The organism is Micromonospora sp. WMMC415, assembly GCF_009707425.1.
Lineage (GTDB): Bacteria > Actinomycetota > Actinomycetes > Mycobacteriales > Micromonosporaceae > Micromonospora.
Window position 1 is genome coordinate 3,461,061 of record NZ_CP046104.1, and the last position, 18,273, is coordinate 3,479,333.

Below are 18,273 nucleotides of genomic sequence, written 5' to 3' on the forward strand. Positions count from 1 at the left end.
AGGGCAGGTTAGCCTAAGTTGAGTGATCGACGGAAGGCGCGTGTCACCCACCGCGACGCGCAGCGATGTCGAGCCAGGTCGATGGCGATGTGCGCGGAGTCGCCGCCGCGGGCCGGCGACCGACCGGCACCCACGGCCTGGCCCGTTCGCACCCGTAGCTAAGGACAGCGCGCCATGACATACCAGGAGAAGATCGCCGGTCTCGGCGAGTTGTCGCTCGTGACCCTGGAGCCCGACCGGGACGCCGAACTGGTGCACGGCTGGGTCACCCAGCCCCGCAACTCGTTCTGGGGGATGGGAACGCACACCCTCGACCAGGTGCGCGAGATCTACGCGTTCGTCGACAGCCTGCCGACGCACCACGCGTACCTGATCATGGTCGACGACGAGCCGGTCGGGCTGTTCCAGACCTACCAGCCGGAGGCGGACCCGGTCGGCGAGCGCTACCCGGTCCAGCCCGGCGACGTCGGGATGCACCTGCTCCTCAACCCGGGCCGCCGCTACGCCCGTGGCCTGACCACCGCCGTCGGCCCGGCGCTCGCCCGGTTCCTGTTCCGTGATCCGGCCGCGCAGCGGATCGTCGTGGAGCCGGACATCCGCAACCAGGTCGCCCTGCGCCGGTTGGCGGCCGAGGGGTTCACCTTCGGCTCCGAGGTCGACATGCCGGACAAGCGTGCCCAGCTGGCCTTTCTGACCCGCGCCCGCTTCGAGGCGGACCACCCCGTCCCGGCCTGACCCGCCGGTCAGGGGCGTCGGTGCGCGGCCCGGCGGGGAGCGTCCCGAACGGGCCGCTCGGCGGCATCCGTCGTGGCTGTTGCGTCTCGCGCGTGATCTCCGATTCATAGATGACGTGCTGTCGCATCTGAGGAGACGTCTCATGCCGATCGCCCGGTTACTCGCCGGCACCGCGGTGGCCACCGTGCTCGTGGCCGCCGCCGCCACCCCCGCGAGCGGGACAGTCAACGATCCGTTGTACGACAAGCAGTGGGGTCTGCGGCAGATCCACGCCGAACAGGCCTGGCGGACCAGCACCGGCGCGGGTGTGGTGATCGCGGTCGTCGACACCGGCGTCGACCTCGGGCACCCCGACCTGAGCTCCAAGCTGGTGCCCGGCGCCACGTTCATCGACTGCGGCCCGGCCCCGTGCGGCGACGGCGACTGGCGCGGTCCCGACGGCGCGCCCGACGCCTCGGACGAGCACGGTACCCACGTGGCGGGCATCGCCGCCGCGGCCACCGGCAACGGGGTCGGCATCGCGGGAGCCGCCCCCGGCGCGAAGATCATGCCGATCAAGGTGCTGGCGGCGGGCAGTGGCAGCTTCGCCGACATCGCCGCCGGCATCCGGTACGCGGTCGACCACGGCGCCAAGGTGGTCAACCTCAGTCTCGGCGCGCTGCCCGGCACCCAGGCCCTCACCCTGACCGGGCTCGAGTCGGCGGCGACCGAGGCGATCGCGTACGCCCGGACGAAGGGGGTCGCCGTCATCGCCGCCGCCGGCAACGAAACGTCACCGCTGTGCGCGACCCCGGCCTGGGAGGCGGGCGCGCTCTGCGTCACCGCCACCGACCGGAACGAGGTGAAGGCGGCCTACGCCAACCTGGGCGTGAAGCTCGACCTGAGGGCGGTCGCCGCACCGGGGGGCGCCGGCACGCTCGACTGCGACGACGACGTGTGGTCCACCGTCCCGAGGGGCACCGGCTCGGCCGGCTGCGGGCAGGGCGACTACGACGCGTACGCGGGCACGTCGATGGCCACGCCGTACGTGGCGGGTGTGGCGGCGCTGCTCTTCGCCCAGCAGCGCAGCCTCGACAACGTGTACTCGGTGCTGATGTCGACCGCCCGTACCCCACTGCTGGGGCTGCGCGGCGTCTACACGCCGCTGTACGGCTGGGGCGTCGTCGACGCCCAGGCCGCCGTCGCCGCGCCCCGCACCTGACGGTCGCCGGCTGCCGGCCATCCGGGCACCCCGGCTCAGCCGATCTCCGGTTGAGCCGGGGTGTCGCCCGCCGGTGCGACCGGCAGGCCACCGACCACCGACTCGCCGGCGGCGCGACGGAGTGGGCGCTGCCGGGAGAGGTCCTCGGTCTCCTGGACCAGGTAGTGGGGTCGGCGCTTGGTCTCGTAGTAGATCCGGCCGATGTACTCGCCGATCACGCCCAGGATCGCCATCTGGAGGCCGCCGAGACCGATCACGCTGACGATGATCGTGGTGTAGCCGGGGACGTCGATTCCCTTGCTGACGGCGTCCGCGACGACCCACGCCATGTACACCACCGCGATCAGCGTGAGGGACAGTCCGCCGTAGATGGCCAGCCGGAGCGGCCGGTTGTTGAACGACAGCAGCCCGTCGAACGCGTAGTTGAACAGCGTGCCGAACGTCCACCTGCTCCGGCCCGCCCGCCGGGACTCGTTGCGGTGCGCGACCACCACCGTGCGGAAGCCGATCCAGGAGAACAGCCCCTTGGAGAACCGGTTGTACTCCGGCATCGCCAGCACCGCGTCCACCGCGAGCCGGGACAGCAGCCGGAAGTCGCCGGCCCCGTCCAGGAGCCGCACGTCGATCCACCAGTTGACCAGCCGGTAGAAGGAGCGCGAGGCCAGCATCCGCAGGAGCCGGTCGCCGTGCCGGTCCCGGCGGGCGATCACCTGGTCGAAACCCTGCCGGTACAACGCCACCATGTGCGGCAGCAACCGTGGCGGATGCTGCAGGTCGGCGTCCATGATGACGACCGCGTCCCCGCTGGCCCGCTCCAGGCCGGCCAGCATCGCCGCCTCCTTGCCGAAGTTCCGGCTCAGCGACGTGTAGCACACGGACGGGTCGGCGGCGGCGAGCCGGCGCAGCGCCGCGAGGGTGCCGTCCGCGCTGCCGTCGTCGACGTACACCATCTCGAGGTCCACGTCGGACAGCTCCGCGATCGCGGCGGTCACCGCCACGTGCAGCCGTTCCACCGAGGCTTCCTCGTTGTAGCAGGGCACCACGACCGACAGGCGCACGTCCGTCACCCCGCCCGGCCCGAGGTGGCCCGGCCGCCGCGCGGCCCGGCACCGGGGTCACAGCTGATAGACCAGCACACCGTCGATGTCCTCCCGGGTGATGCCCAGCCCGTCGACCGGCCGGGACGCGATGCCCTCCCACGGTGTCCCGGCGGCCCAGCCGGGCAGGGCCACCACGGACCGCACCCCGATGCTCCGCAGGTACGCCACGCTGCCCGGGTCGGGGAAGGCGGCCGTGGCGGCCCGGGTACGCGCCTGGGTGGCGGGCTCGAAACCGGCCAGCCCGTTCGTCACCCGGGGGAAGCCGTGTCGGTCGTCCACGCCATGTAGATCAGGTCGAGCGCGCCGCCGGCGGGCAGCACCAGCGCGGGCTCCGCCGCCGTACGCATCGCGGCCGGCGGCGGCGGCACCTCCGGATGCGGGGTCCGGTTGATTGCCTCCACGCCGACGAGGGCCAGCGGGGTCAGCAGGACCACCGGCGCCAGGAGTCGTGACCAGCGGGCCGACCATCGCCGCACCTCCCCGGCGAGCGCCGTCACCGCGCCCGCCGCCAGCACCGCCAGCAGCAGGCTCGTCCAGTGCATCATCCGGCCCGGCGTGCGCAGCGCGTCCCACCCGGGCAGGTGCTCGGACAGCGTCAGGTAGCCCGGATCTCCGTCGCCACCGAGGGTGGCGCCCAGGCCCAGCAGCACCGTGCCGAGCACGCCGAGCCCGACCGCGATCCGCCGCCGGGCCGGGTACACCGAGAGGAACAGCCCCGCCCCGGCCAGCCCGAGCAGGGTCATCCCGGGCAGCAACGCCATCTCCGGCGGCCAGGTCAACTGGTCCCGGGCGGCGGCGTGCCTCTCGCCCCAGAGCCACGAATCCGCCGGGGCGGTGACGAACCCGATCAGCGGTGGCGAGAAGTGCGTCGTCCAGTCCAGCGTCCGCTCGGCCTGCGGATTGAGGTTCACGACCCGCAGGTAGACGAGGCCCAGCAGCAGCGTCACCGACCCGAAGACGGCACCGCCGGCCAGGTCCGCGACCAGCAGCCGCCGGCCGAACGCCGGTCGTTGCCTCCGCCGCCACCACGACCAGCCGTACCCGCCGGCCGCGACCAGCACCCCGGCGAGCAGGAGGTACACCAGCGGCAGCCCGATGGCGAAGCCCAGGCTGACCTGCCAGGCGGCGACGAGCCACCCCGCCACCGCCCAGCCCGGCCGTCGCCGTTCCGGCCGGTACCCGTGCCGCAGCGACCAGCCGTGGCCGCGGGCCAGCATCGCCAGACACAACGCGATCCCACCGCTGGACAGGATGTTCAGGTGACCGGCGTGCGCGAGACGCCACGGCGCGAACGCCCACGCGAGCCCGGCGAGCGCCCCGCCCCACCGGCCCGCGCCGAGCTGGCGGACCAACGCGTACGCCCCGACGAACGCCAGCGCGTGCACCAGCACGTACATCACGTTGTAGCGGACCAGGGCGGCCTCGAAACCCGAGCCGAGCATCCCCGCCGGGGCGTACCCGAGCAGCGTGTCGCTGTACGCGTACGTGTACCGCTCGGGGAAGAACGTGTTCGAGTGCCACAGGCCGGACGGGTCGTGGAGCAGGGCGTGCCCGCCCCAGGCGAGCTGCCACGCCTGCAGGGTCGGGTCGGCGATGTCGCCGGGGACCGTGCTCGCCGGATGGCGCAGCGTCGGCCAGGTCAGCACGACCGCCAGCAGCAGCCCGCCGAGCACCGCCACCGTCCACTCGTGCCGCAGCCACCGCCAGCGGCCCCACCGGCCGGAGTCTGCGGTGGCGGGAACGTCGTCACGCCCGGCGATCGCGGTGGGTGGCAGCGCGTCGGTGGAACCGGTGGTCATGAAGATAGATGTTCCACGATGTGAGCCGTCTTGTCGATCCACATTCCGAGATTTGGGTCCGCCGACCAGGCAGGCCGCGACCTGCGCCGCGACTCGCACCGGACCACCTCGTGGACGGGTACGGGAAGTGCCCGACGATCGTGCGAGGATCGTCGGACGGCATGTGACCGGACCCGTGCCGCCGCTCCGCCCGCAACCGGCGGCGGGCAGCGCGGCGGCACGGCACCACACCTCGTCCCCTTTGGAGAGCACGATGTCCCTCTCGCCGGCCCGGGTGTTCGCCGCGCTGAGCGCGGTTCGACCGCCCGACCAGCCCTCGCCGGTAGTGAACAAGGCCGTGGTGATCGGCGGCAGTGTCGCCGGGCTGATGGCCGCCCGGGTTCTGTCCGATCACGCCGAGAGCGTCGTCATCATCGACCGTGACGACCTGCACGTGGCCGGCTGGCGGCCAGGCGTGCCGCAGGGGACGCAGTTGCACGCGTTGCTGCCCGGCGGCCTGCTCCAGTTCGAGCGGCTGTTCCCCGGATTTCGGGACCGGGCGATCGCGGAGGGCGCCGTAGAGGCTCCGCCCGTGGCGCGGCGGACCTACCTCGACGGCCGGCTGAAGGTCGTCGTACCCGACGAGGCCGACAGCCTGGCCGGCAGCCGGCCCCTCCTGGAAGGGCTGATCCGTCAGCAGGTGCTCCGACTGCCCAACGTCAAGACCGTCCGTGCCCGCGCCACGGGTCTCGTGTTCGACGGTGCCGTGACGACCGGGGTCCGCTGCGACGTCGGTGGCGCGTCCGGGGTCGAGAGCGGTGACTTCGTGGTGGACGCCATGGGGCGTTCGAGCCGGCTGTCCGGGTGGCTGGAGGAGGCCGGCTGGGACCGGCCCGTGACGCGGCGGATGACCGTGCACCTCAATTACGCGACGGCGCTGTTCCGACGTCGCGAGACGCACCCGGATCTCACGGTCGTCATGGCCCTGAACAGCCCGTGGGTCTCGGCGGACGTGGCCGGCGCGGCGTTCTTCGCGATCGAGGACGGCCGGTGGATGGCCATGATGGCCGGTTACGGGGACAACCGCCCCGGGCACACCGCCGAGGACTTCGTACGCCGGCTGCGGCAGCAGCTTCCACCGGAGTTCGGCGAGGTCGCCGGTTGCGAGATGCTCGGCGACGTGCGGACCTACCGCCATACCGACAGCCGGCGGCGCGAGTTCCACGCGCTGACGCGGTTCCCGGCCGGGCTCGTCAGCGTCGGCGACGCGGTCGCGTCGTTCAACCCGGTGTACGGGCAGGGGATGACCGCGGCGGCGCTGCACGCGGCCTGCCTCTCGATGTACCTGCGGTCGCACCCGGATCCGGCCGTGCCCGCACACCGGTTCTTCGCCCTGCAGAAGGTCGTCGTCGACGCCGCCTGGTCGCTGTCGACCTCCGCCGACCTGGCCCTGCCGCACGTCGACGGGCCCTACCCGCGCGGCTACCGGTTGTCCAGTTGGGTCAGCAGGCAGATCATCGACGCCACCGTCACGGACGTGGGGATCGCGCGGCGGTTCAACGAGGTCGTCTCCATGCGGGAGCACCCCGGGACGCTGGCCACACCGGGCCTGATTCTCGGTGCCCTGCGCGCCAAACTGCGCGCGCGTTGACCGGGGCGCCCGCTCGGCGGGCGCCGCGTCGGGCGGCTGCCGGGGTTCCGCGCGGAACCCGGCAGCCGCCCCCAACCCGGTCAGCGGCCCTGGAGGGCCTTGACGTTGTCGCCGAACGTCCAGCCCTTCGAGCCGTCCCAGTTCAGTGACCAGGTCATCAAGCCCTTCAGGCCACCCCGGTAGGTGTTCCACGCCTGGGCCACCGTCGACGGGGCCATCCAGCCGCCACCGGCGCCGGGCTGTGCCGGCAGGCCGGGCACCTGCTTGTCGTACGGGACGCGGATGGTCGTGCCCTGGATCACCAGGCCGGCGTTGAGGCAGTCGGTCTGGGCGACGAAGCCCTGCACCGTGCCGGCCGGGTACGAGTCACCGGAGCAGCCGTACATGCTGCCGTTGTAGTACTGCATGTTCAGCCACCAGAGCCGGCCGTTGTCGGCGTACCGTTTGATGATCGGCAGGTACGCGCCCCAGATCGACCCGTAGGTCACGCTGCCGCCGGTGACGTACGCCGTCTCCGGCGCCATGGTGAGGCCGAAGGTGGGTGGCATCTGCGCGAGCACCCCGTCGATGATCCGGATCAGGTTCGCCTGCGATGTGGACAGTTGGGTGATGTTCCCGCTGCCGGTGAGACCGGTCTCGATGTCGATGTCGATGCCGTCGAAGTTGTACCGCTTGAGGATCGGCACGACGGTCGCGACGAACCGGTCGGCGACCGCCGCCGAGCTGAGGTCGATCCCGGCGGTGGCGCCGCCGATCGACATCAGGATGGTCAGGCCGGCGGCCTTGGCCCGGCACATCTCGGCGGGGGTGGGCACCCGCACCGTGGCGTCCATCCCGTCCTCCCACAGCACGGTGCCGTCGGCGCGGATCACCGGGAACGCCGCGTTGATGACGTTGTAGCCGTGCGCGGGGATGCGCGAATCGGTGATCGGGATCCAGCCCAGCGGCGGGTGGACGCCGTTCGCCGCGCCGTCCCAGTTCTCCCAGTAGCCCTGGAGCACCTTGCCGGCCGGCTTGGGCTTGCCGGCGCAGGTGTCGGGACCGGGCGGCGTGGGCGTTGCGGTCGGCGTGGGCGTGGGTCTGGGCGTGGCGGTGGGCGTCGGGGTGGGGGAGGGCGGTGGCGTACCGTCGCACGCCCCGAGGTCGGTCCAGAGCGACGGGGTGGCGGCCGGGTTCCAGCCGGCGCCGGGCGGTGGGGTGTGCGCCACCAGCGCCTGGTACGACCGGCCGGCGTAGGTCACCCGGCTGCCGACGGCGTAGCTGACCCCTTCCGCCCAGGCCGGTGCCGTGCAGGCGGCCAGCGTCGTGCTCGGCGCGTCCGTGGCCGCCGCTAAGCTGGCGGCCCGCGGCAGCGCCGCGACGGCGGCGACCAGCGCCGCGCCGGCAACAAGGGCGGGAATCGCCCGTCGAAGTCCCATGGCGTACCTCCTCATCGATTGATGGGAGGCTATCAATTAACTTTGTTAAGGGTTAGCGCGGCGTCCCGGTTCGGGTGCGAGTTTTGGCGGATGGCGTGACCGCCTTCGCCGAGGGCCCAGGTCAGCCGCGCGCCGTGCCCCTCGTGCCCAGCCGTGGGGTTGTGCGGCGTAACGGAATGACGTGTCATTCCTCCATGGCCCGAACCGTCGACCCCCACCGCCGGCAGTCCATCGTCGACGCCGCCCACTCGGTCTTCGCCCGCAAGGGCTACGCCGCCGCCGGCATCGCCGACGTCGCGGGAGAGCTGGGCATCGGTCACGGCACGGTGTACCGGTACTTCGAGAACAAGCGCGACGTCGCCGCCGCGGTGCTGGACCGGGCGCTCGAGCGGATCGCCGCGGTGGTCACGGCGGAGGACGCGACGGCCACCGGCTCCCTGGCCGAGTACCGGGCGCAGGTGGAGCGGATCGGCCACCGGCTGTACGACCTGTTCGCGGCCGATCGGGCGCTCGGCCGTTTGGTCTTCCACGACCTCGGCGCCGTCGACGACGACCTGCGGGAGCGCCTGCACGCCGCCCACGAGACGTTCGCCGAGTACACCGCGGCGTACCTCCGCAACGGGATTGCCAAGGGGTTCCTGCGCCCCGAGCTGGACGTCGACACGACCGCGCGGGTGATCAACGGAATGATCTTCGAGGGCGCCGCCCAGGTCACGCGGACCGACGATCCGCGGCCCCTGCGCGACCGGTGGATACGCGCCGTGGTCGCGCTGATGTTCGACGGAGTCGCCCGGCACGGTGAGCCCGGAGGGAGTGAGCATGGTCCAGGTTGACGTCTTCTGGTCCTACGCGATCGGCGCGGGTTTCGGCGCGGCGGCCGCCCGGGCGGCCGCCGCCGAACCGGTCCGCCCCCTGTTGTCCGACCGTCGGTTCACCACGACGGTGCTGTTCCTGGCGTGTCTCTTCGCCCCCAGCGGGTTGTGGCTGCTGTGGCAGTTCACCGGCTGGGAGACCATGCACGCGGCGGTCGCGCCCGCCGACCTGCCAGCCTGGTTGGTCGCCGCCTTCGCGGTCACCAACGTGACCCAGGGCATCGTCGGGTACGCCGTGGCCCGGCACCTGTGGCGCCGCGGGCACCGGTATCTCTCCTGGCTGCAGATGCCGTTGGGCTACTTCGCGATGTTCTTCGTGTTGGCGTACGGCTGGGACGGCACCGGGTACCGCCGGTTCTTCGCCCCCACCACCGCGGCCTGGCAGGCGGGCTCGGTCGACCCGCTCGCGTTCCTCACCAGCCCGGTGGCCCTCACGCTGTACGGCATGGGGGCGGTCCTGCTCCCGACGATGCTGTGGCTCCAGGCGGGTTGGTGGGCCGGCGACGGGCTCGGCCGGGTGCGGGCGGTGGGCCTGCTGCTGGCCGTGGCCGTCAGCCTCGGGCTCGGCACGGCGGCCGTCGTCAGCATCGCGCTGCACACCCTCGGGGTGCTGCCGGGACTGCTCGCGTGCGCCGTGCTCGTGCCGGGCGCCTTCCATCCGCGGGGGCTCGCCGGGCTACTGGCCCGTCCCTTCCCGCTCGGGACGCGGCGGGCTCCGGCGCCGACCGCGGCCTGAAAGCGCTCCCGCTCACCGATCGCTGTCGGGGATCGACACAGCCACGCGTCGGCGCCCGACGGAGCCCGCGCGAACCGCCGGCCGCGGAACGGGTCCGCCGCTACACCGTGGTCCGGAAACCTGCCGCCGCATCGATCGACATCGCGGCGCCGGATCCATAGACTCCGATCTTTCTGGTGCCACGAGTCCAGGGAGGATCCACGTGCCGAGCGAAACCCGAGCGCACGCCGCTCCGCCGCTGCTGTCCCGCCTCGCCGGCGTCGCGGTGGTGTCCGCCGCGCTGGTCGCCGCGGGCGGCACCGCCGCCATCGCCGCGCCACCCACCGCGACGATGCCCAGCGCGACGACGCCCACGAAGGGGCCGTGCGCGTACACGCCGACGCCGGAGGAGCCGGCGGCCCGGCCGGTGCCGCTGCCACCCGACCCGCGGCGCACGCCCGACCACGGCACCGTCCGGGTCACCCTGCGGACCAACCAGGGCCCGATCGGGCTGACCCTCGACCGGGAGCAGGCGCCGTGCACCGTGCAGAGCTTCCTGCACCTGGTCCGGCACCGGTTCTACGACCGGACCACCTGCCACCGGCTCACCGCGTACCCGACCCTCAAGGTGCTGCAGTGCGGCGACCCGTCCGGCACCGGCTCCGGCGGCCCCGGCTACCGGTACGCCGACGAGCTGCCGACCGACCTGCCGCCGGCGCCGACCGACCCGACCGGGGTCCGCCGGCTCTACGCCCGGGGCACCCTCGCGATGGCGAACGCCGGCCCGGACACCAACGGCAGCCAGTTCTTCCTGGTGCAGTCCGACTCGGCGCTGCGCCCCAACTACACCGTCTTCGGCACGGTCGACGAGGCCGGACTGGCCACCCTGGACCGGATCGCGGCCGGCGGGATCGCCGCCACCCCGGAGGACCCGGCGCCGGTCGACGGCGCGCCGGCCCTGCCGGTGGAGATCTGCCGCGCCAAGCGGGGCCGCTGACGATCCGCCCGGCGGGGCGGTCCGGTGCCCCGCCGGGCGTCACGGCGCCGCTGGTGGCGCACCCTCCACACCGGCGGGGTGTCCCCTCACATCAGCCCGCGAACCGCCGCCAGCGCCGCGTCGACGTCCGCCTCGCTGTTGGCGATGGTCGCGCCGAACCGCACGTACGACGGGTTGTACGGCGTGCTGCTGGCGATCACGCCGGCGGCGTACAGCCGACCGACCACCTCGCCCACCGGCAGGTCGGCGGCGGCGCAGCAGACGATGCCCGCGGACAGGTCGGCGGAGCGTGGCGTGACCAGCCGCACGCCGCGGATGCCCGCCAGGCCGCCCTTGAGCCGGTCGGCCAGTTCGCGGGTCCGCGCGGCGACCCGCTCCGGGCCGATCCGGCGGTGCAGGTCGAACGCCTCGGCCAGCGCCCACCGGTGCTCGAAGGTGTGGTAGCCCCCGGGCGTGTGCGCCGGGCCGCCCGGTATCGCCGGTGCACCCGCGCCGCCGGACAGCCAGTGGCCGATGCTGCGTCCGTCGAAAGGAGGGATCACCGCTGGCATCCGGGCCCACGCCCGGTCGCTGCCCCAGACCAGGCCGGTGCCGCGCGGCCCGAGCAGCCACTTGTGACAGCCGGAGACGAGCACGTCGCAGCCGAGCTGATCGGGGGTGGCGGCCTCGGCGCCGAAGCCGTGCACCCCGTCCACACAGACCAGTGCCTCGGGGCTGCGGGCGCGGACGGCCTCGGCGAGCTGCCGGATCGGCAGCTTCACGCCGGTGCTGGAGTGCACCCAGGTCAGCGCGACGACCCGGGTGCGCGGGGTGACCGCCGCCGCGAGGTTGCCGACCACCTCGTCGACGCTGGTCGCCGCCGGGTCCCGGTAGAGGCGCACCCGGCGGACGGTGACGCCGTCGCGCTGGGCCCGCAGCCGCAGCGACTCGTGCGTGGCGTAGAAGTCGTGCTCGGTGGTCAGGACCTCGTCACCGGGCCGCAGCCGTACGGCGGTGTAGACCAGGCCGAGACCCATCGTGGTCGAGTCGGTCAGGGCGATCTGGTCGGGGCGTGTCCCGAGGTGCCCGGCGGCCGCCGCCAGGGCGGCGGTGTCGAGCCGTTCCTCGTTGGCCGCCAGGTAACCCGTCGCGTCCCGGTCCAGCCCGTCGCGGTGCGCGGCGACGGCGGCGCGGACCGGCGCGGGATGGGGCGCGAAGACGAAGGTGGCCAGGTGCGCGCTGGCCCGTTCGATCGCGAACTGCGCCTGAACGCTGACCCAGCTCGCCGGATCGAGGGCCGGTGGGGCGGCGGCCGGTGGGGCGGCGGACTCCCGCCCGGCCGGCTCGCAGCCGGCCGCCAGGCCGGTCATTCCGGCCGCGGTCACGCCGAGAAGCCCCCGTCGGGTGAACTGCATACGACCCATCGTCCGCCGTCGACGTCACGGGTACATCACCGAGGCGTCGCGAGCGGAGCGCTGATCCGGCAGGGCGCGGCGCGTCCCGGGGAGCCGCGCCCCGCCGGTGCCCGGCGCGGGTGGGCGCGTGGTAGACATTCCGCGTGGTGGAGGTGAGCCAGTCCGGGGAGCGCGGCATCGACGACGGGGTCCTGGACGCCGCCCGGGACTGCGTCCTCGCCTACGGCGTCCGTCGCACGACGTTGACGGACGTGGCGCGACGTGCCGGGGTCTCGCGGATGACCGTCTACCGGCGCTGGCCGGACGTGCAGTCGCTCATCGGCGACCTGATGAGCCGCGAGTGGCACCAGGTGCTGATGGCCACCGCGGCCGACGAGGGTGAGGGGCCGGCCCGGGCGCGCGTGGTGGCACGGGTGGTGGCGGGTGCGCGACTGCTGCGGGAGCACCCGCTGCTCTGCAAGATCCGGGACGTCGATCCCGAGGTGCTGCTCCCGTACCTTCTCGACCGGCGCGGCAACGGCCAGGACGAGATGCTGCGGTTCCTGGCGGCGGCCCTGGCCGACGGTCGCACGGACGGCTCGATCCGGTCCGGCGACGCCGGTGTCATGGCCCGTGCGGTCTTCCTGACGACGCAGTCCTTCGTGCTCTCCGTCCGCACGGTCGCCGACACCGTGCCGGCCACCGAGTTCGACCAGGAACTGGCCCGGCTGGTCGACGGCTACCTGCGACCGGACTAGCTAGGACTGGCGCCGGGGTCCGTGGTGGGTGCGCGGCCGCGTCGCGGATCCTACGTGTTCGCGGGCCGCGATGGCTGACCGGCGGTCGGGCCGGCGTCCAGATCGGTGACGTTCATTGGTCGTTCGAAGAACGTCTCGAGCGCGACGATGGTCTGGGTGCCGGTGACACCCTCGACGTCGAAGAGGCGGCGCAGTACCGCCTGGAGCTCCTCCGGGGTCGAGGTGCGGATCTTCACCAACAGCGACGCGGACCCGGCGATGATGTGGGCCTCCTGGATCTGGGGGATGGCCGCGAGAGCGTCCCGGGTCGGTGGGTCGCCCATCCAGGCGTTGGCCTGGAGCATGACGAACGCCAGCACGCCACGGCCGACGGCGGCTGGATCGACGTCGACAGTGGTACGTCGGATGACCCCACGTTCGCGCAGCTTGCGTACCCGCTCGTGGGTTGACCCCGCCGACAGCCCGACCACCTTGCCGAGGGCCGCGTACGCCTGCGTGGCGTCGGCCTGCAACTCCGCGAGCAGTGCCCGGTCTACCTCGTCCACTGCGCCCCACTTCCTTAGAACGTGAACCGGCCAACTCGCGTGTTGACCATATCAGGTTCGGCGATGTTAGCGTTCTGCCGAACAGTACTCCGCTCAGGTGAGGAGCCTCAGGTGGCCGAGACCATTCCCGCCCAGTTCCAGGTGCTCGACGAACGCTTCCAGTACGTCAACGGCGACTTCGTCGTCGAACGCCTCCACACCGGCTCGCGCAAGACCGAGGGCCCGGCGTACTGCCCGGCCGGGCGCTACCTGGTGTGGAGCGACATCCCCAACGACCGGCTGCTGCGCTGGGACGAGACCACCGGCGCCGTCGGCGTCTTCCGCCACTGCTCCGGTTACGCCAACGGCAACACCGTCGACCGGCAAGGCCGGCTGATCACCTGCGAGCAGGGCAACCGACGGGTCACCCGCACCGAGCACGACGGCACGATCACCGTGCTGGCTGACCGGTACCAGGGCAAGCGGCTCAACAGCCCCAACGACGTGGTCGTCCGCGCGGACGGCACGGTCTGGTTCACCGACCCGACCTACGGCATCTTCAGCGACTACGAGGGCAACCAGGGCGACAGCGAGTTCGGCGGCGCCTGCCACGTGTTCCGCCTCGACCCGGCAACCGGCGAGCTGCGGGTGGTCGCCGACGACCTCTGCCGACCGAACGGCCTGGCCTTCTCTCCCGACGAGCAGCGACTCTTCATCGCGGACACCCGGCAGGAACCCAGCCACATCCGCGTCTTCGACGTCACCGCCGACGGCACCCTGTCCGGTGGGAAGGTCTTCGCCGAGTGCGACAACGGACGCTTCGACGGGCTCCGGTTGGACGACGCCGGACGGGTCTGGGCTGCCGCCTGGGACGGCGTGCACTGCTTCGACCCCGATGGCACCCTCATCGGCAAGCTGCTGCTGCCGGAATCCGTCGCCAACCTCACGTTCGGCGGACCCAAGCGCAACCACCTGTTCGTCACCGCGGGGACCAGCGTGTACACGCTGCGGGTCACCGTCAACGGTGCCCGCTATCCCCAGCACAGTGGAATCGGGTGACCGTGAACGACGTCGCGGCCGCCGAACGTACGACGCGGTGCGGCTCGCGCCGGCGTGCACGGGCAGCTAGGCGATGATCCGAAGGGCCCGCGGACGGACCTCGACGTGCAACCGGTCCACCCGGCCGACGGGGTCGCCGTCGCCGTACACGGCCACCGGGCGGTCGGCGTGGACCGTGACCGACCTGCCGCGGTAGGTGGTGACCTGCGGGAGCCCGACGTGCCGGCCGGTGCGCATCCGCCGGAGCGCCACCGGGAACAGCAGCTTGGTGGCGTGTCCGATCACGACCACGTCCAGCGCTCCGTCGTCGGGCCGCGCCGCGGGGGCGACGTGCAGTCCGCCGCCGTAGTAGCCGCAGTTGGCGGCGACCACCGTGTACGCGTACACCTCCTCGGTGCGGCCGTCGACGGTGATCGTGTACCGGGTGCGCGGCCAGCGCAGCAGCGCGCGCAGCCCGGTGGTGGGGTACACCAGCGAGGCGGGTAGTCGGGACCGGTTGGCCAGTTCGTTGGCCGCCGCGTCGAGGCCGGCGTAGACGCTGCCGACGATCGTCTGCCCGGCGACGCGGAGCACGTCGAGGTGCCGGGTCGGGCCGTGCAGCAGCAGGTCGGCGACCGCGTCGGGGGAGTGCGGCAACGCCAGCTGGCGGGCGAGGTCGTTGCCGCGCCCGGCCGGGACGACGCCGAGCAGGCCGCCGGCGTCGGCGACCGCGCCGGCGAGCAGGCGGATCGTGCCGTCGCCCCCGGCGGCGACGACGACCTCACCACCCTGCACCGCCGTGGCGGCGTGTCGCCGGGCCTCCGTGGCGGTCTGCGTGTACTCGACCCGGATCCGGGCGCCGGCGGCGCGGAGCCGCTGGGCCACCGGCATCAGGCGGGACAGTCCTCGGCGTGCGGCCGGCCCGAGGATCACGGCGAAGGCGCGCACCTCACGGCACCAGGATGCCGGGGTTGAGGATGCCGGCCGGGTCCAGGTGCCCCTTGACCGCCCGGAGCAGGTCCACCGCGACGTCGCCGATCTCGGCGGCGTACCAGGGTCGGTGGTCCGCGCCGACGCCGTGGTGGTGGGTGATCGTGGCGCCGGCGGCGGCGATCGCGTCGCTGGCCGCCGCCTTCGCGGTGTGCCAGCGGCCGATCGGGTCGGGGCCGGGGGAGCAGATCACGGTGAAGTAGAGCGACGCGCCGGTCTCGTAGACATGGGAGACGTGGGCCAGCACCAGGGCCCCGTCCGGCAGCGCGTCGAGGATGGCCTGCCGGACCCGGTCGTGCACCGCCGGCACCGCCGACCAGTACGCGGCGGTCTCCAGGGTCTCCGCGAACGCCCCCGCGTCCAGCAGTGCGTCCCGCAGGTACGGGGCGTCGAAGCGGTGCCGTTCCCACTGCCGCCCCGCCTCCGGGCCCAGCGGCGTGCCCCCGTGTGCGGCCAGGACACCGGCGGCCGCCTCGACGGTGGGCTGGACGTCCCCGCCCTCGTACCCGGCGACCAGCAGGCAGCCCCCCTCCGAGCGGCCGGAGCCGGTGGCCCCGATCATCGTCTCGACCTCGTCGGACAGCCGCAGCACCGTGGGCCGCGGCCCGTCCTGCGCCAGCCGCCGTACGGCGTGCAGGCCGGCGGCGAACGACTCGAACCGCCAGCCCTCGTAGTGCGACCGCGCCGGCAGGGGGCGCACCCGCAGCGTCACGTCGGTGATGATGCCGAGCGTCCCCTCGCTGCCCAGGAAGAGCTGCCGCAGGTCGGGACCGGCGGCCGAGGCGGGCGCGCGGCCCACCCGGACGGTGCCGCGGGGGGTGGCGACGGTCAGCGCCGCCACCATGTCGTCGAAGCGGCCGTAGCCGGCCGACGCCTGCCCGGACGACCGGGTGGCGGCGAAGCCGCCGATGGTGGCGTACTCGTAGGACTGCGGGACGTGGCCGAGGGTGAAGCCGTGCTCGGCGAGGAGGTCCGCGGCGCGCGGGGCGCGCACCCCGGCCTGCAGGACCGCCGTCCGCGACACCGGGTCGACGGCGACCAGCGCGTCCAGCCGGCCCAGGTCGACGGTCACGTGCCGGGGCGCGGTGGGCGTCAACCCGCCCACGACCGAGGTGCCGCCGCCGAAGGGCACCACCGCCACCTGGTTCCGGGAGCAGACGTCGAGGACGGACACCACCTCGGCGTGGTCGGCCGGCCGGACCACGGCCTGCGGGGCGGTTCGCACCTGTCCGCGCCGGTCCCGCAGCAGGTCGGGCGTCGACATGCCGGACGCGTGCCGTGCCCGCGCCTCGGCGGCGGTGAGGACGTGCCCGTCGCCGACCACCTGCCGCAGGGCGTCGAGGACCGCGGCGTCCAGTTCGCACTCCGGCACCGCCGCCTCCGCCAGCGGCACCGGCGGCGGCGGAGGCGTCAGGTCGAGCACCTGCGCCAGCAGCTTCGCGGCGGAGTCCGGCAGCACCTTCGCGTTCGTCGCCGTGCCCCACCGGGCCCAGCCGGCGGACCACGCTTCCCCTCGCACATCCATGTGTGACAGAGTGACATTAGACGTCACTCCATCGCAAGGAGGGGTTCGTGGAGGCATCGCTGACCGGCGTACGCCGTGAGCGGGAGCTGGCGGAGCTGGCCGGCGGCACCCCGGTCGACGTCCTCGTCGTCGGGCTCGGCGTCACCGGCGCCGGGGTGGCGCTCGACGCGGCGAGCCGCGGCCTGTCCGTGGTGGCCGTCGACGCCGAGGACCTGGCCCACGGCACGTCCCGCTGGAGCTCCAAGCTCGTCCACGGCGGCCTGCGCTACCTCGCCCACGGCCAGGTCGGCGTCGCGTACGAGAGCGCCACCGAGCGGCACGTCCTGCTGACCCGTACCGCCCCGCACCTGACCCGGCCGCTGCCGATGCTGCTGCCGGCCACCCGGTACACCACCGGGTGGCAGGATCGCGCGGCGGCGGCCGGCCTGCGTGCCGGCGACCTGCTGCGCGCCTGTGCCGGCACCTCCCGCCGGACCCTGCCCCGGGCCCGCCGGCTCGGTCCGGCCGAGGCGACCGCGATGGCGCCCGCGCTGCGTCCGGCCGGGCTCCGCGGGGCGCACCTGTCCTGGGACGGTCAGCTCTGCGACGACGCCCGGCTCGTGGTCGGCCTGGCCCGCGCGGCCGCCGCGCGATCCGCCCGGGTGCTGTCCCGCTGCCGGGCCGTCGAGCTGCACCGCGACGGCGCCACCGTCGAGGACACCCGCACCGGTACCCGCCTGCAGGTGGCCGCGCGCGCCGTGGTCAACGCCACCGGTGTGTGGGCGAGCGACCTGACCCCGCACGTCCGCCTGCGCCCCTCCCGGGGCACCCACATCGTCCTGTCCGCCGCCCGGCTGGGCGGGCTCTGGGCCGGGCTGACCATCCCGGTGCCCGGCGAGTTCACCCGCTACGTCTTCGCCCTGCCCCAGACCGACGGCCTGGTCTACGCCGGGCTGACGGACGAACCGGTGGACGGGCCCGTTCCCGACGTGCCGCAACCCACCGACGCCGACATCGCCTTCCTGCTCGACGTGCTCAACAGCGTGCTCGACCAGCCCCTGCGTCCCGACGACGTCCTCGGCGCGTACGCCGGGCTGCGGCCGCTGCTCGCCGACGCCGACGCCCGGACCGCCGACCTGTCCCGGCGGCACGCCGTCATCGACGACCCGGACGGGATCATCAGCGTCGTCGGCGGGAAGCTCACCACCTACCGCCGGATGGCGCAGGACGCGGTCGACACCGCCGTGCGCCGCCGGGGCCTGACCGCCGGCCCCTGCCGGACCCGCCGCCTCCCGCTGCCCGGTGCCGCCAGCAGGGCTCAGTTGGCCCGGGTGCCCGCGCCGCGCCGGCTCGTCCAGCGGTACGGCACCGAAGCGGTCGACGTGCTGGCCGAGGCGCCGGCCCACCTCCGCCGGCCGATCGGCCCCGACATCCCGGTCACCGGCGCCGAACTGCTCTGGGCGGCCCGGCACGAGCTCGCCCTCACCGTCGACGACCTGCTCGACCGGCGTACCCGGATCGGACTCGTCCCGGCGCACCGGGAGGCCGCGCTGCCCGTGGCGCGGGACGTCCTCGCCCTCGCCGCCGAGCGCTGACCCGGCACCGGGCGCGGCGAAAAC

The 18,273-nt window shown here is 73.7% G+C and carries 15 protein-coding genes and 1 pseudogene; 9 read left to right on the forward strand and 7 right to left on the reverse strand.

Annotation, left to right across the window (positions count from 1 at the left end; all coding sequences use genetic code 11):
* Positions 1-174 precede the first annotated feature (174 nt).
* Positions 175-735, forward strand: coding sequence for a GNAT family N-acetyltransferase (locus tag GKC29_RS16340; RefSeq protein WP_155331653.1), 561 nt, complete (start codon positions 175-177; stop codon positions 733-735).
* 142 nt (positions 736-877) lie between these two features.
* Positions 878-1,936: a S8 family peptidase gene (locus GKC29_RS16345; protein WP_155331654.1), complete on the forward strand. Its 1,059-nt coding sequence runs from the start codon at positions 878-880 to the stop codon at positions 1,934-1,936.
* Between the two features lie 35 nt (positions 1,937-1,971).
* Here the strand turns inward: GKC29_RS16345 and GKC29_RS16350 are convergent, their stop codons facing one another.
* Both GKC29_RS16350 and GKC29_RS16355 read right to left on the reverse strand, forming a co-directional pair.
* Positions 1,972-3,003 carry a glycosyltransferase family 2 protein gene (locus tag GKC29_RS16350; RefSeq protein WP_155331655.1) on the reverse strand — a complete coding sequence of 344 codons (1,032 nt, stop codon included), beginning with the start codon at positions 3,001-3,003 and terminating at the stop codon, positions 1,972-1,974.
* A 48-nt stretch (positions 3,004-3,051) separates the two neighbouring features.
* A pseudogene (locus tag GKC29_RS16355) lies at positions 3,052-4,835 on the reverse strand (hypothetical protein).
* 253 nt (positions 4,836-5,088) lie between these two features.
* Between GKC29_RS16355 and GKC29_RS16360 the strand changes: the two are divergent.
* On the forward strand, positions 5,089-6,465 hold the full coding sequence (locus tag GKC29_RS16360; protein WP_196255629.1) for an NAD(P)/FAD-dependent oxidoreductase: 1,377 nt from the start codon (positions 5,089-5,091) through the stop codon (positions 6,463-6,465).
* 80 nt (positions 6,466-6,545) lie between these two features.
* Here the strand turns inward: GKC29_RS16360 and GKC29_RS16365 are convergent, their stop codons facing one another.
* Positions 6,546-7,883, reverse strand: coding sequence for a glycosyl hydrolase family 18 protein (locus GKC29_RS16365; protein WP_155331656.1), 1,338 nt, complete (start codon positions 7,881-7,883; stop codon positions 6,546-6,548).
* Positions 7,884-8,077: 194 nt separating this feature from the next.
* On the opposite strand from GKC29_RS16365, the gene GKC29_RS16370 reads away from it, so the two are divergent.
* From GKC29_RS16370 to GKC29_RS16380, 3 genes are all read left to right on the forward strand, one after another.
* A complete protein-coding gene (locus tag GKC29_RS16370) occupies positions 8,078-8,716 on the forward strand; it encodes a TetR/AcrR family transcriptional regulator (protein WP_196255630.1) in 639 nt (212 codons plus the stop codon).
* Entirely contained in the window at positions 8,703-9,491 is a 789-nt protein-coding gene (locus GKC29_RS16375) for a hypothetical protein (RefSeq protein ID WP_155331658.1), read from the forward strand. Before GKC29_RS16370 ends, GKC29_RS16375 begins: the two co-directional genes overlap by 14 nt.
* Before the next feature lie 202 nt (positions 9,492-9,693).
* Positions 9,694-10,467: a peptidylprolyl isomerase gene (locus GKC29_RS16380; protein ID WP_155331659.1), complete on the forward strand. Its 774-nt coding sequence runs from the start codon at positions 9,694-9,696 to the stop codon at positions 10,465-10,467.
* Positions 10,468-10,553: 86 nt separating this feature from the next.
* On the opposite strand, the gene GKC29_RS16385 is transcribed toward GKC29_RS16380, so the two are convergent.
* Positions 10,554-11,861: an aminotransferase class V-fold PLP-dependent enzyme gene (locus GKC29_RS16385; RefSeq protein ID WP_230688648.1), complete on the reverse strand. Its 1,308-nt coding sequence runs from the start codon at positions 11,859-11,861 to the stop codon at positions 10,554-10,556.
* A 143-nt stretch (positions 11,862-12,004) separates the two neighbouring features.
* On the opposite strand from GKC29_RS16385, the gene GKC29_RS16390 reads away from it, so the two are divergent.
* Complete coding sequence (locus GKC29_RS16390; RefSeq protein ID WP_155331661.1) at positions 12,005-12,598, forward strand: TetR/AcrR family transcriptional regulator; 594 nt, start codon at positions 12,005-12,007, stop codon at positions 12,596-12,598.
* Between the two features lie 50 nt (positions 12,599-12,648).
* On the opposite strand, the gene GKC29_RS16395 is transcribed toward GKC29_RS16390, so the two are convergent.
* Complete coding sequence (locus tag GKC29_RS16395; protein ID WP_155331662.1) at positions 12,649-13,143, reverse strand: Lrp/AsnC family transcriptional regulator; 495 nt, start codon at positions 13,141-13,143, stop codon at positions 12,649-12,651.
* 111 nt (positions 13,144-13,254) lie between these two features.
* Between GKC29_RS16395 and GKC29_RS16400 the strand changes: the two genes are divergently transcribed.
* Positions 13,255-14,181 (forward strand): SMP-30/gluconolactonase/LRE family protein, encoded by a 927-nt coding sequence (locus GKC29_RS16400; protein WP_155331663.1) that lies wholly within the window; start codon positions 13,255-13,257, stop codon positions 14,179-14,181.
* A 66-nt stretch (positions 14,182-14,247) separates the two neighbouring features.
* Here GKC29_RS16400 and GKC29_RS16405 read toward each other — a convergent pair whose 3' ends face one another.
* The gene (locus GKC29_RS16405) at positions 14,248-15,108 is read right to left on the reverse strand and encodes a diacylglycerol kinase family protein (RefSeq protein WP_155331664.1); all 861 of its coding nucleotides are present in this window, start codon (positions 15,106-15,108) and stop codon (positions 14,248-14,250) included.
* 1 nt (position 15,109) lies between these two features.
* A complete protein-coding gene (locus GKC29_RS16410; protein WP_155331665.1) occupies positions 15,110-16,675 on the reverse strand; it encodes an FAD-binding oxidoreductase in 1,566 nt (521 codons plus the stop codon).
* 47 nt (positions 16,676-16,722) lie between these two features.
* Between GKC29_RS16410 and GKC29_RS16415 the strand changes: the two genes are divergently transcribed.
* Positions 16,723-18,249: a glycerol-3-phosphate dehydrogenase/oxidase gene (locus tag GKC29_RS16415; RefSeq protein WP_155331666.1), complete on the forward strand. Its 1,527-nt coding sequence runs from the start codon at positions 16,723-16,725 to the stop codon at positions 18,247-18,249.
* Positions 18,250-18,273: the final 24 nt, after the last annotated feature.

What these genes read in the sequence shown, in the direction of transcription:
- GKC29_RS16340 (WP_155331653.1), top strand. Translation starts at nt 175, where the DNA reads ATGACATACCAGGAGAAGATCGCCGGTCTCGGCGAGTTGTCGCTCGTG.
- GKC29_RS16345 (WP_155331654.1), top strand. Translation starts at nt 878, where the DNA reads ATGCCGATCGCCCGGTTACTCGCCGGCACCGCGGTGGCCACCGTGCTC.
- GKC29_RS16360 (WP_196255629.1), top strand. Translation starts at nt 5,089, where the DNA reads ATGTCCCTCTCGCCGGCCCGGGTGTTCGCCGCGCTGAGCGCGGTTCGA.
- GKC29_RS16365 (WP_155331656.1), bottom strand. Translation starts at nt 7,883, where the DNA reads ATGGGACTTCGACGGGCGATTCCCGCCCTTGTTGCCGGCGCGGCGCTG.
- GKC29_RS16370 (WP_196255630.1), top strand. Translation starts at nt 8,078, where the DNA reads ATGGCCCGAACCGTCGACCCCCACCGCCGGCAGTCCATCGTCGACGCC.
- GKC29_RS16375 (WP_155331658.1), top strand. Translation starts at nt 8,703, where the DNA reads ATGGTCCAGGTTGACGTCTTCTGGTCCTACGCGATCGGCGCGGGTTTC.
- GKC29_RS16385 (WP_230688648.1), bottom strand. Translation starts at nt 11,861, where the DNA reads ATGCAGTTCACCCGACGGGGGCTTCTCGGCGTGACCGCGGCCGGAATG.
- GKC29_RS16410 (WP_155331665.1), bottom strand. Translation starts at nt 16,675, where the DNA reads ATGGATGTGCGAGGGGAAGCGTGGTCCGCCGGCTGGGCCCGGTGGGGC.